At 36.3% G+C, this 13,467-nt stretch carries 11 protein-coding genes; 9 read left to right on the forward strand and 2 right to left on the reverse strand.

The window, feature by feature from the left end; all coding sequences use genetic code 11:
* The first annotated feature begins 92 nt into the window (after positions 1–92).
* The 4 genes from DRF57_RS03525 (at position 93) to DRF57_RS03540 (ending at position 3,489) form a co-directional block, all read left to right on the forward strand.
* Complete coding sequence (locus DRF57_RS03525; RefSeq protein WP_115916947.1) at positions 93–977, forward strand: neutral zinc metallopeptidase; 885 nt, start codon at positions 93–95, stop codon at positions 975–977.
* 114 nt (positions 978–1,091) lie between these two features.
* Positions 1,092–2,180, forward strand: a complete 1,089-nt coding sequence (locus DRF57_RS03530) for an acyltransferase family protein (protein ID WP_115916949.1) — start codon at positions 1,092–1,094, stop codon at positions 2,178–2,180.
* A 74-nt stretch (positions 2,181–2,254) separates the two neighbouring features.
* Complete coding sequence (gene miaE, locus DRF57_RS03535) at positions 2,255–2,833, forward strand: tRNA-(ms[2]io[6]A)-hydroxylase (protein ID WP_047489616.1); 579 nt, start codon at positions 2,255–2,257, stop codon at positions 2,831–2,833.
* 32 nt (positions 2,834–2,865) lie between these two features.
* Positions 2,866–3,489: a DUF502 domain-containing protein gene (locus DRF57_RS03540; protein WP_047489618.1), complete on the forward strand. Its 624-nt coding sequence runs from the start codon at positions 2,866–2,868 to the stop codon at positions 3,487–3,489.
* Positions 3,490–3,492: 3 nt separating this feature from the next.
* Here the strand turns inward: DRF57_RS03540 and DRF57_RS03545 are convergent, their stop codons facing one another.
* Complete coding sequence (locus tag DRF57_RS03545; RefSeq protein WP_115916951.1) at positions 3,493–4,734, reverse strand: aminotransferase class I/II-fold pyridoxal phosphate-dependent enzyme; 1,242 nt, start codon at positions 4,732–4,734, stop codon at positions 3,493–3,495.
* Between the two features lie 456 nt (positions 4,735–5,190).
* Here DRF57_RS03545 and DRF57_RS03550 point away from each other — a divergent pair, with 456 nt between their 5' ends.
* From DRF57_RS03550 to DRF57_RS03560, 3 genes are all read left to right on the forward strand, one after another.
* On the forward strand, positions 5,191–6,264 hold the full coding sequence (locus tag DRF57_RS03550; RefSeq protein ID WP_047489624.1) for an FAD-dependent oxidoreductase: 1,074 nt from the start codon (positions 5,191–5,193) through the stop codon (positions 6,262–6,264).
* Positions 6,265–6,268: 4 nt separating this feature from the next.
* Positions 6,269–7,426, forward strand: coding sequence for a pyridoxal phosphate-dependent aminotransferase (locus DRF57_RS03555; RefSeq protein WP_115916953.1), 1,158 nt, complete (start codon positions 6,269–6,271; stop codon positions 7,424–7,426).
* A gap of 162 nt (positions 7,427–7,588) precedes the next feature.
* The gene (locus DRF57_RS03560) at positions 7,589–10,036 is read left to right on the forward strand and encodes a TonB-dependent receptor plug domain-containing protein (RefSeq protein ID WP_047489629.1); all 2,448 of its coding nucleotides are present in this window, start codon (positions 7,589–7,591) and stop codon (positions 10,034–10,036) included.
* A 158-nt stretch (positions 10,037–10,194) separates the two neighbouring features.
* Here the strand turns inward: DRF57_RS03560 and DRF57_RS03565 are convergent, their stop codons facing one another.
* Positions 10,195–11,412, reverse strand: a complete 1,218-nt coding sequence (locus DRF57_RS03565; RefSeq protein ID WP_115916955.1) for a PQQ-dependent sugar dehydrogenase — start codon at positions 11,410–11,412, stop codon at positions 10,195–10,197.
* Positions 11,413–11,517: 105 nt separating this feature from the next.
* Between DRF57_RS03565 and DRF57_RS03570 the strand changes: the two genes are divergently transcribed.
* Entirely contained in the window at positions 11,518–11,889 is a 372-nt protein-coding gene (locus tag DRF57_RS03570; protein ID WP_047489637.1) for a BlaI/MecI/CopY family transcriptional regulator, read from the forward strand.
* 4 nt (positions 11,890–11,893) lie between these two features.
* Positions 11,894–13,303: a M56 family metallopeptidase gene (locus DRF57_RS03575; RefSeq protein WP_115916957.1), complete on the forward strand. Its 1,410-nt coding sequence runs from the start codon at positions 11,894–11,896 to the stop codon at positions 13,301–13,303.
* Positions 13,304–13,467 lie beyond the last annotated feature (164 nt).

Consider the following 13,467-nt stretch of genomic DNA (forward strand, 5'->3'; position numbering starts at 1 on the left):
TCTATTCACTATGTTTTGAATAATTTTTTGTAATAAAGTATTCATATGTAAAAGATAATTTTATATCTTCGTTTTACCAAACTAATATTTTTATGAAAAAAAACCTTAATTTCTGCTTAATAGCAGGATTTATTGCTGCGTTTTCATTAACATCATGCAGCGATGACAAAATGGAAGAAACGGTTTCACCGGACCAAGCTTCAAGTGCAAAAATTGATCAGCCGGGCGATCTTGAAAAGATCTGTTATTATGTGGACAATAACTGGAACTCCACTGCAGTATTGAAAACATCTTTACAAAATTCTACTGACACCAACTTCATGAATGCCCAAATGACTAAGATTGCAAGTCTTTGGGGAAGAAGTAACCCCACTCTACGATTTGTAGACGATCCATCCAATTACAATTCTACGTACAATGCCATTTCCTATTCCACAGGAAAAATTTATTATGGCTATGCAATCTATTACGATGCAAAATCAAAAGGCGGAGATATCGTTAATGCCATGATTCTTGCACATGAATACGGACACCAGCTTCAGTACATCTTTGGACTCCCTTCTGTTAGTGAAAACACAGCAAGACCCAATGAATTGGAAGCTGACGGTTTTGCCGGGTATTATTTGAGAAGACCTAACGGTTACAACAAAACCAATTTTACAGAAATTGCATCAGCCTATGAGTTTGCACAAAGCATAGGTGATTATCAGACCAACAGTCCTGGACATCATGGAACACCTGCCCAGAGAAGATCTGCGGTACGTTTAGGTTTCCTTTTAGGACAATACGACCTTAATGCAGCTAATTTCGACTATAATTTCTTCTATTATTATCAGGGAGTTTTAAACGGCACTTACAAAATGGCTAAAAACACAGTTAATCCTGAAATTGACGCTTATATGAGTCAGTATATTGATGAGCTGAAAAAAATTCAGACAGGAGAAATTTCTGCTGAAGAGTTTAAAAATCTTAAATAACACAAACATTCATTTTTATCATATTTAAGAAAGGAGGCAGCATATTCTGCCTCTTTTTTATTGACTTGAAAAATAGCGTAAGTTTATTTACTTTTGACTCCACATCCTACAACAATGAACAGAGACCTTTATATTGATTTTGCCAAAGGACTGGCAACTCTTTCTATTATATTTATCCATACCGCTTTCTGGTCTGGCCAATTTTATATTCCGGCAGAAGTACGGGTATTTTCTCTTGTCTTTGATGTAGCGCTTTTTTACGCATTAAGCGGGATTACTTCAGGAGCGAATATTGAAAAAACATTGTACAGGCTGCTGAAACTACAGATCACCTATATGATTTTTGTAACATTCCTTTTCTTTATGGATTATTTCTTTAAAGTTTTTGGGCTCAGTTTCTTTTCTTTGGAATGGCTTCAGCATTTTTATTCAACATTTGGTTCAAAATATGCCACTACAAGCATTTCCGCAACACCCCAGTGGCAGAATCTCGGGAACTGGTATCTTCACCAATATACCAATGCCGATACCTTTCCGGTAGTAATGGGAAGTTTCTGGTATCTCAAGGTTTACTATATCCTGACTGTTTTTGGCGTTTTAATTTTAAGGTTTTTCCCAAAACATATCAATTGGTTTATAGGGATTTGTGTTGCTTTAACCATATTATTCCATATTTTCCCTGAATATTATCCTACGGGCCAGGTTGGCTATGTAGCCTTCTATCTGGCTGTATTTTTAGTAGGCAACAGAATGCGTGGAAAAAAAATTCCGGGAAAACTAATTCCCGTTTTATATCTTCTTGTTGCCGGTAGCTTATTGTGGATGTTCTGGTATTACGGAGGTGAGATTTTTTACAAAATAAATAAAAACAAATTCCCTCCCAAAATACCTTATATCATATGGACGCTGTTTTCCCTTGTCACCTTATTTGCTCTTTATAACAGATTAAAGATCACAAAAGAAAATTTCATTACCTACATTGGTAAAAATGCTATTTTCTTCTATTTCGCGCAGGGAATCAGCTCATCCCTGGTTTATTTCCTGGTAGTTCCTTTACAAGAAAACATGCCTTGGTGGGTACTGATGTTGCTTATCTATTTTATCAATATTATATTAGCCTTTATTATTTCTGCGGGATTAAAAAAGGTAGATACTTCAGGGTGGAATATTTTGGAATTCCTAAGGAGAAAGACCGCATCTTAGCATTTTAGAGGTTAATTTGAAATAAAATAATCATTCTTACCTCAATTTGTCTTAATTTTACAAAAATTTATAACATGTTTAAGTTGAAACTTCCTACCGATCCCAGGTGGGCAAATATTGCGGAAGGAAACATTGAAGAAATTTTGACCGATCATGCATGGTGTGAGCAAAAAGCAGCTACCAACGCCATTACACTGATCACAATGCTTCCGGAATATCCCGAAATGGTTACAGAGCTTCTGGCTATTGCCCAGGAAGAACTGGATCATTTTAATCAGGTTCATGAAATCATTAAAAAAAGAGGCTACACCTTCGGGAGAGCCAGAAAAGATGATTATGTCAACCAATTAGCAAAATTTATTGTTCAAGGATCCAGAGACGAGCTCATTATAGATAAATTGCTTTTTGCAGCAATGATTGAAGCCAGGAGTTGTGAAAGATTTAAAGTACTCACAGAAAACATTAAAGATGAAGAACTTAAAGTTTTCTATAGAGAGCTCATGATATCTGAAGCCAACCATTATACTTCATTTATTGGCTTTGCAAGACAGCTTGGAGATCCGGAAACAGTAAACAGACGCTGGGAAGAATGGCTGGAATATGAAGCCGACATCATTAAATCCTATGGAAATAAAGAAACCATCCACGGGTAAAATTTAAAAAATAATAGAGTAAAGACGATACATTGAAGAAACCTAGCTTTGAAAATATTGCTAACATTTTTCTGAAAAACTTTTTTCAGGGATTAGTTATTATTGGCCCTATTGGGCTTACTATTTTTGTGATCTGGTATGTGGTGAGTGCTATTGACAATCTTGTTCCGTCGCTCGCCAAACAAATCCCGGGGCTTGTTTTTGTTTCAATTATATTATTTACGGCTATTCTGGGCTATTTAGGAAATAAATTCGTGGTAGGAAGGTTCTTCTTTGACACCATGGACAGTTTACTGGAGAAAACTCCAGGTGTAAAACACATTTACACCCCCACAAAAGATGTCATGTCTTCATTTGTGGGCGACAAGAAAAAATTCAACGATCCTGTGTGGGTGAAAACCAACGAAAATCCTGAAATATGGAGAATTGGCTTTCTAACCCAAAAAGAAATGTCAGACGTTGATAAGCATAACTATGTTGCAGTATATCTTCCCCACTCGTATGCTATTTCGGGCTGGGTAATTGTGACTGAGGAAAAAAACATCAAACCTGTAGTAGGAATGAATGCAGCTTCAGCAATGAAGTTTGCAGTAAGTGGCGGTGTAGCCGGGTTTAATTCTGCAGATGACACCAATATATTTAAAGCAGCTGAATAGCATTTACTTACTAATCAAAACTTCTCGCTCTTTTTTTAAATCAAGTAAAAAAAGATCTATCATTTCTTTTTTAACATGTGCCATTACCACCACCTTTCTCCATTGTGGCTTTAAATAATTATCTGCCACAAGATAATATTTTTCTGCAATGCCTTCAGATATTTCATTAGCATCAATCGTAATAATATTCATGTCAGGATTTCTATAATATTTAATTCCCATCTCATTCAGAGCATTGCATAGATAATCTGCACGATCTATCAACTCCTGTATGATACGCGACCAACCTTCAGACCCATGGGTCATCAGTATCATCCACATGGAGATTGCATTAGCACCCGAACGGCTTCCACAAAGAGTAAAATCAGATCCATATACATAAGATGCTTCCGGCGTCTGTACATATTCAATTAATGATTTTCTACATAAAAAAACACCCGTCCCATAAGGAGACTGCAACATCTTATGTCCATCAATAGTAATCGAGCTGATCTCAGGATTTTCAAAACTCAAGTCTTTCTTTTGTGAAGAAAAGGGATAGATAAACCCTCCAAAGGCTGCATCAACATGCACAAAGTAATGTTTAAAATATTGCTTCACCAATTTCAGGACAGGTTCCGGAGAATCTACACTGCCAAATATAGTAGTCCCCATTGAAAGATGTATAATTAAGTATCGAATTCCTTTATTATAAGCTTCTTCCAGCTTCTTATTAAGATCATCTAACAAAATTTCTCTGGTATCATGCTCTACCTTCACAGTAATTGGATGAATACCCAACAAATTAGATCCTTTATAAACTGAATAATGGGCATCTTCCGAGAATATAACACCTATTTCTTTCGCTTTGGCATTCTCGTTTTGCATAAAATAGTTTCGATACATCCATTGTGCCTGAATATTTGCCTCTGTACCTCCAGGAGCCACATATCCATCATAACCAGATTCTTCAGCACCCAAAATCTCAACGGCACAAATCCTGAGAAGATCTATTTCAAGTTGCTGCGTACCGGAAAAATATTTTTCTCCTTCACTATAAGTATGACAACCAATATGATTGGGGTTATTTACTAAAACCGAAAGAAACGCAGCTTCTTTTAAGAATGGAAAATTATAAAATTGCCCCTGATCCAGATAAGTTCCCGGAAGACCAAGAATAAGTTCGGTATTATAGTTTAAATTTTTATTTAATGCATCAAAAACTCTTTCCCTAATAGTTGTTGCTTGAAGCTTTGCCCAATACATATTTCCTTGTTTTTAAAATTAAGTGAAACTACTCTATTCACTGGATTAGAATAATTTCTCCAAAACTACAATTTTTTTTAAATGAATGAAAATTGTTTACGAATTAGCTTATTTAGATAATAAATATCTAAATAATTCAACATATAATTGAAATTCAATTTAAATCAAAAACTAAAAAAATATTTCAGTTCACCTTGAAAAAGCATAAAAACAAAACCGGAATTTCTTCCGGTTTTTTTATTATCCGGATAATCGTCCATTTTTCACATAAACAAATGAAAATGTTCAACTTAAAAGAAACAAAGTACTATGCTTTTCGTTTTATTTTTCAGAAATTCAGAATTAAATTACTTTATTTTTTTCAAATCATGAATGTTTTTGATTTACATTTGCACCTATCTAAAAATAGATTGCGAAAAGTAATTAAACACCAACTGAAAAATCCGTTATTCCGAAATGAAGAAAATTGCTGTCGTGGGCGCTGGTATTTCCGGCTTAAGCATGGCGAATTACTTAGAAAAGCACAATATTGATTATCATATTTATGAAAGAAGGAAAAAAGAAGATTTAGCAGGTCACGGATTCCTACTCCCACAAGAGGGAATTGAATATCTTTCACAGATTATAGACCCCAAACTCCTTTTCAACCATGGAAATTTTCTAAAAAAATACATACAATACTCTCACAAAGGAAAAATTCTTGCCGAAAAAGATCTTAATGATGTTTTTGTGATTTCCAGACATGCATTAATCAATATTTTAACTCAAAATATTTCTCCTGACAAAATAACGTATGAAAAAACGTTAACTTATGACGAAAAAGGAAAACTCCAACTTCCTGACGGCACTGATATCGATTCAGACATTGCTATTATTAGTGATGGTTCCAGAAGTCGCATCAGAAGGGAGATTTTTAAGAATGAAAAATTGAGGCTTGTAAGAGAAAACGAAATTGTCAACATCATTCAAAACGAAAAAATAGCAGCCTGCATTGAAAACAACTTTATGAAATTCCACCTGGAAGAGGGCGGACTGACATTCGGAATCCTCAAACTTTCCGCAGATTCTATTCTATGGTATTCACAATTTGACAGTGAAAAATACAAGATCAGTGAAGAATGCTCCATAGGCAGTCTTAAAAAATACATGACTGAACTTTTTAAGGACTGGAGCCCTTTAGTCTCATCTATTATCAAAGAATCCAGTTATAAAAACGCCCATTTATGGCAAGTATATGAATTGGAGGAACTTAATCCTTTTTATCAGGATAATGTTGTCTTTATCGGAGATGCCGCACACCCACTCATCCCGTTTACAAGCCAAGGAGTTACCTCAGCACTAAAGGACTCGTTCACTTTGACTAAACACTTAATTGAGGAAGAAAACACAGGTGAGGCCTTCCAAAAATATGAAGCAGAAAGAAAGCCGGAAATTGAAGTCCATATTGCCAACGGAAGGGCTTTACTTAATCAGTTTTTACTTCCGCTAGACCAACATTCTAAAAACATTTTACCAATCTCTTATAAATAAAAATATGTTCACCAATAACGATATCAATTTTGAAGCTCTGAAAAGAAAAGCCTACAACGGAAGATGGGCAACCCTGGAAGATGGAATTATTCCTTTGACCGCAGCGGATCCGGATTTCAGAACAGCTCCTGAAATTGAACAGGGTATCATTGAATACATTAAAGATGGCTATCTGAGCTATGGCCCTTTTTCCGGCCTTCCGGAGTTTAAAAAGAATGTAGCAGAGCATTTCAATACAGAGAAATTTGGAAATTTCACGCCCGAAAACGTGCTTGCCGTCAACAGCGCAGCTCAGGGGATGTTTTTAATTGCCTCCTATGTTCTGAAACCGGGAGAAGAAGCTATTATCCTGGATCCTGTAGATTTTCTATTTAAAAAATCCGTGGAAGCAGTGGGTGGAAAGGCTGTATTGTGCCCTGTAGATACCGTAACCGGAGCTATTGATTTTGAAAAAATGACATCACTGATTACCCCAAAAACCAAACTTATCAGTATATGCAATCCCCATAACCCACTCGGAAAGGTATATTCCAAAGAGACGCTAAAAAAGATTTCTGAAATTGCTTCTGCTCATAACCTATGGGTGATGAGTGATGAGATATGGAGCGATATCGTCTATGACCACAAAGATTTTCACACCTATTCATCCGTCTCAGAAGAAGCAAAGAAAAAAAGTTTTACAGTATATGGATTTTCAAAATCATTTGGTATTGCAGGGCTCAGAATTGGGGCTGTTTTATGCAATGATCAGGATGTCTTTGAAGATTTTGTAGAAAAATCAAATTTCAACTCAACCATAGAAGGAGTTTCTACATTATCACAGATTGCAGCAAGTGTAGCGCTGGAAAAAGCCAAGCCCTGGTACAGGGAATTTTTGACACATTTACAGAATAACAGGGATCTTGCTTTCCAAATATTGAGCAGCTCTGAGGTTCTGCAACCTCATCTACCCGAAGCTACTTTTGTTTTATTTCCCCAAATTAAAAACGGAATGTCCAGCGATGAATTTGCCAAACATGTTCTCGATCAAGGTAAAGTAGCTATTGTACCGGGTTCAGAAAGATGGTTCGGAAAAGGAGCAGAAGGACATATCAGGATCTGTTTCTCTACTTCACAAGAAATCCTGGAAGAAGGACTGAATAGAATAATAAAAAGCTTTTAATATTAAAAATATTCATCAAAAATTAATAATAAGTTATTTTTTTTCTAAAACCAATACAGAATTCAATAAATTTAAAATATTCATAACGAATATTCAATTTTAATACTGATTTAAAAATAAAAATTAATAATTTTGAGACAATCACCAACCAAAGTCTCAAATATGAAAATAAAATACATCAGCGTCATTTTTCTTAGTGCTTCTTCATTATCTTATGCTCAGCAAGTACATGATACTATTGCCAAGGAGTCAAAAATAGAGGAAGTTGCCATTACCGGAAGTCGGAATAAAAAAAGAACGGTCATCAACACGCCTGTTCCCATAGACGTCATTGACATTAAGCAGGTAAGCCAGGCAACAGGTCAGGTAGAAGTCAACCAGCTGCTGCAGTTTGCCGCACCTTCTTTTAATTCCAATAAACAATCCGGATCGGATGGCGCTGATGCGGTAGACCCTGCTACTTTAAGAGGGTTGGGCCCTGATCAAACCCTGTTATTACTCAATGGAAAAAGATACCATCAGTCTTCGCTAATCAATCTTTTCGGAACCAAAGGAAGAGGAAATACAGGATATGATATGAACACCATTCCGATCGGGGCTATTAAAAGAGTAGAAGTTCTGCGTGACGGAGCTTCTGCACAATATGGTTCTGATGCTATAGCAGGGGTTATCAATGTAATTCTTAATGATCGCGATAAAGGTTTTGAAGGGAATGCTTTTTACGGAATGAACCTCTTTAAAAGCCCTGGAAATAATGATGTAGTCTCAGACCATAAAATTGATGGGACCACCTTCAATTTTAATGGAAACTTAGGAACAAAAATAGGCTCAAAAGGAGGCTTCGGAAATTTCACTGCAGAATTTATCAATAAAGATTATGCCATAAGAAATGCAAATCCGGATATTTACAACGACCCTCAGCCCGCTCCAAGACAACGCTTTGGAGATGCGAAAGCTCAAAATATATACTTTTTTGGAAATATCGAATTGCCATTATCTGATGGCTTGAAGTTCTATTCTCGTCAAGGGTTTTCTCATAGAAATACAAAAGCCTATGCATGGACAAGAACGGCGGACGATGACAAAAATATCCCTGCCATTTATCCAAATGGATTCAATCCTATTGAAGATACAAGCATCACGGATTTCACGTTTGATAATGGATTGAAATTCAACATCGAAAATTGGGACATAGACTTTTATAATGCATTTGGGAATAACAGATTTACTTATCAAATCGATCAAACTCTTAATGCAACTCTAGGTGCAAAATCTCCCACTAGCTTTAATGCAGGAGGACACTCTCTTTTGCAAAACACAACAGGTTTTAACGCCGTTAGACAATTTAAAGTTCTGAAGGGACTTAATATAGCGTTCGGATCTGAATTCAGATATGAAAAATTTGATATTATAAAAGGTGAAGAGGCTTCCTACGCAATGTATGATATCAACGGAAATGTAGTTACAGCAGATACCCCTCAAAATTTATGGGTAACAGTTCCTGGCTCCAGTCCTGTACGTTACCGGCCAGGAGGTTCACAAGGATTTCCCGGCTATTCTATTGATTTAGGTAAAAACAGAAACAATTTTGCTGCCTATCTTGATACCGAGCTTGATGTAACGGATAAATGGATGATCAGTGTAGCAGGAAGATTTGAGAATTACAGTGATTTTGGAAGTACATTAAATGGTAAATTTGCCACTCGTTATGCCATCACCCCACAATTTGCTTTTCGTGGATCCGTTTCTACAGGCTTTAGAGCTCCTTCTTTAGCACAGAAATACTACAGCCAACAGTTTACCAACTTTCAGGGTGGACAGTTGGTCACCATACAACTGGCTTCCAATGATAGTGATCTGGCCAATAAACTGGGAATTGATCAACTTAAGCAGGAAACTTCTGTAAATGGAAGCGCAGGATTTACATTCAATACCGGAAAATTTACGGCAACCGTGGATGGATACTATATCAGTGTAAAAAACAGAATCGTTTTGACCGGTTATTTTCCCAGAGCAGAACTTCCGACAGAACTTCAACAACAATATCCTTTTATAGACCAGGTTCAATTCTTTTCTAATGCTATAGATACCAGAACTAAAGGTATTGATGTCATATTAAGCTACAGTGAAAATCTGGGGCCAGGAAAACTGACAGCTACTTTAGCCGGAAATTATAATGATATGGAGATTACCCAGGTGAATACTTCTGAACAACTGAAAGGCAAAGAAGACACTTATTTAAGTCCCAGAGAAAGAGCTTTCATTCTTGCTTCTGCACCGAAAACAAAAGTTAATTTAAACCTCAACTATAAAATCAGCAAATTCAATGTTAATCTTCAGATGGTAAGATTTGATAAGGTAACCCTAATCGGCTATGATGATTCGGAACAGGTATACAACCCTAAAGTAACCACTGATTTATCGTTCGGTTATGAATTCTCTAACAGCATCAATCTGACTTTAGGAAGCAAAAATGTATTTAACAGATATCCTACATTACAATCTGCTCACGTAACAAGCGGAAATACTGAAGCCGGAGGAATTTTTGATCCTGTGCAAATGGGATTTGCCGGAAGACAGGTTTTTGCCCGACTTAATTTTAAGTTTTAACAGCGGTTAAAAGTAAGGAGATGGTAAGTTAGTGAATAGCGTATAGCCACATACTTGCAACAGCTCCTCACTCATAAGTTCACCTAAAACATTCAGAACTTTCTGCTTCCGACATACAAACAAACAAAACTCCTGAAACAGCTTCAGGAGTTTTTGTTTTATTTTTTTGAAATTTTATAGAGCTTTCCACTGTCTGTCACTCCGTACAGATTACCATCCATTCCATCCAAAACATCCCTGAACCGTTCTTTCTGATCTGCCAGAAGACGTTCTTCACCTACCACTTTATTATCTTTCATTACTATTCTGTTGATGTGTTCTCCACTCAGACATCCTATAAATAAATTTCCTTTCCATTCTTCAATATTTCCTGTATAAAAAGTGATACCACTGGGAGAAATCACAGGGTCCCAATAATAAACCGGCTGTTCCGTACCTTCTCTCTGTGTAATTCCTTCCCCAACTTTTTGCCCGGAATACTCAATCCCATAAGTTACATCTCCCCAGCCATAATTTTTACCGGGCTGTATAAGGTTTATTTCATCTCCACCACGCGGCCCCATTTCAACATCCCATAATGTTCCGTTCGGATCAATGGCCATTCCCTGTGGATTTCTGATACCATACGCGTAAATTTCAGGTTTGTAGCCCTGTTTACCTATAAACGGATTTCCGGGAGCCGGTTTTCCATCTTTGGTAATTTTTAATATTTTCCCCAAATAATTATCTGTTTTTTGAGCATAAACCCTTGTCTCCCTATCTGACCTTTCACCCGTACTTACAAATAAAAATCCATCTTTATCGAATGCCAGTCTGCTTCCATAATGCTTATCCCCATCATAAGAAGGCTCTGCTCTGAAAATCACCTTAACATCAGAAACCGTTTTTAGATCTCCGGACAGCCTGCCTTTTGCTACAGAGGTAAGATTTCCCTTTCCAAACGGTTCTGAAAAACTGAAATAAATGATATTATTGGTTTTAAAATCCGGATCAAGAGCAACATCCAGCATTCCTCCCTGCCCTTTTGAATCTACTTTCGGAAATCCTTCTACTTTAGAAACCTGCTTCCCGTCTCGTGAAACGACATTCATATAGCCTCTCTTATCTGTAATGAGAAATTTTCCGTCCGGCAGATTGATAATGCCCCATGGTCTTCCAAGGTCTTTATTTACCATTTCAACATGATAAGGAGTTGTTGTTTTTATGGCTTTAATCCTCGTCTGTCCTTTAAATGCAGGTTTATAGTCCGAATTAGGACTTTCCGTTTCTACACTGCCATCTGTTCCTACCTGCTGAGCATTCACATTAGCCTTCTTACACGAAGACAAAATAAAAAAAACACTAAGCAGTGGGATATAAAATTGATTGATTTTCATGATATTATGGATTAATTAATGAGAATGAATGGAAAAATAATGCCATAAAATTTGCACAGTAAAATTTTTATTCTACATTTGTAGAACAAATTACAACATTGTAGAATGAAAGAAATAAAACTAACTGATTCAGAAAAAGCTCTTATGGAAATTCTTTGGGAAAAAAAGAAGATTTTCATGAAAGATATTTTAGATTCTTATCCTGAACCCAAACCGGCTGCAACCACTGTTGCCACACTGCTGAAAAGAATGCAGAATAAAGATTTGGTAGGGTATACACTCTATGGAAATTCCCGTGAATACTATCCAAAAGTAGAGAAAGGGGAATATTTCAAGGAAGAAATGACTTCCATGATTGACCGTTTTTTCAACAGCTCGGTGACGCAGTTTGCCTCTTTTTTTACTTCTAATGCCAAACTTAGCCAAAAACAGCTGAAAGAACTTCGTGAAATAATAGATCAACAGATAAAAGACTAGAAAAATGATTGCTATAGTTCTAAAAATAATGATTTGCTCATCCCTATTGATCGCAATCTATTACTTGTTTTTGGAAAAAGAAAAAATGTACGGATTCAACAGGTTTTATTTACTGTTCTCCCTAGCGTTTTCTTATACAGTCCCTTTTATTTCAATTACAACAGCGCTTCCAAAACCAGAAAAAACAGCTTCGCTGACGTTTGAAGAAACGGCACAGCAGATCATTCTGACACCATCCGGGGAAAGCTCTTTTGACGGGATGACTATCGCATGGATCCTTTATGGAGTCATCACTGCTTTTCTACTGGTCAGAAGTATTCTGGCTATCCGGGCCATAAAAAAAATAAAAGGAAAAAGAATCACGTATTTGAATTATCATATTGTATCTACTGAAAAAAGGATTTCTCCATTCAGCTTCTGGAATACTATTTATTTAGGAGAAAACTATATCACCGGCAATATCATTGATTCAAGAATCTTTTTGCATGAAAAGAGTCATATCGATCAGAAACACAGTATTGACATTGCATGTATGGAAATAGTAAAAATATTCACCTGGTTTAATCCGGTTCTTTTCCTCTATAAAAAAGCAATGCTTACCAACCATGAATTTCTAGCAGATGAGGCTGTTTTAAAAAATAATTTCAACGTTAAAAGCTATCAGGCTTTAATTTTAGATGAAATTATCAGCAGTCAAAATCCAGCATTGACCCATTCTTTTAATTTTAACAACACCAAAAAACGTTTTATTATGATGACCACTAAAAAATCTAAACTGATTCTATTTAAAAAAGCTGCAAGTATACCTGTTTTTATGGCCGCTTTTATGGCATTCACATCAAAAACCTATGCCAATAATCCTAGCGGGGCAAATACAGAGACCCAACAGCTACACCCCTCAAAAAATGTCCTGCCACAGCATATAGATAAAGCCATATATTCTTCTGATGAAGGTGTTAAAAATGAGAAACCACTTCCAGTAACAGAACTTCAAAAGGAAAGTTTCAAAACCAAAGCAGACACCTTATCACCCAAAAAGAAAACTGTAGCAGAAAGCAACGAGGATAAAAACACACTAACCGAGAAAACTTCAAATTCCAATGATCATAATGTAGAGCCGCAATACCCTGGAGGACATCAGGCCCTTCGCGCAAAAGTAGTCAACACTATGGATATAAGTAAAATGGAAACGTTAAAAGGAGTCATTAAGTCAGTTGCTTATATTTACATTGATGAAAATGGAAAAACCACCAAAGTAACCACTTCAGGCGATAATGAAATGTTTAACAATGAGCTTTTTAAAGCTGTCACCACCATAGGTAATGAAGTAACCTGGACGCCCGGCACACAAAATGGAAAAGCCATAGCAGCAGTAGTGAAACTCCCTGCCACGCTCTCTTTTTCAAAACCATAACATACAAGCGCTATATATTTAGCGCTTTTTTTTGGGAAATACTTAAGGAGAGACAAGCTGGTCAGAAACTCAGAAAGCATCTTTTGTTCATAAGCATACTCTCAAATAAGAAAAGAAACGAAAGATCACCAATAAGTTAAAATTTTACAATCAAGACATTCGTC

Origin of the sequence: Chryseobacterium rhizosphaerae, from assembly GCF_003385455.1 — a bacterium.
In the GTDB taxonomy this organism is placed as follows: domain Bacteria; phylum Bacteroidota; class Bacteroidia; order Flavobacteriales; family Weeksellaceae; genus Chryseobacterium; species Chryseobacterium rhizosphaerae.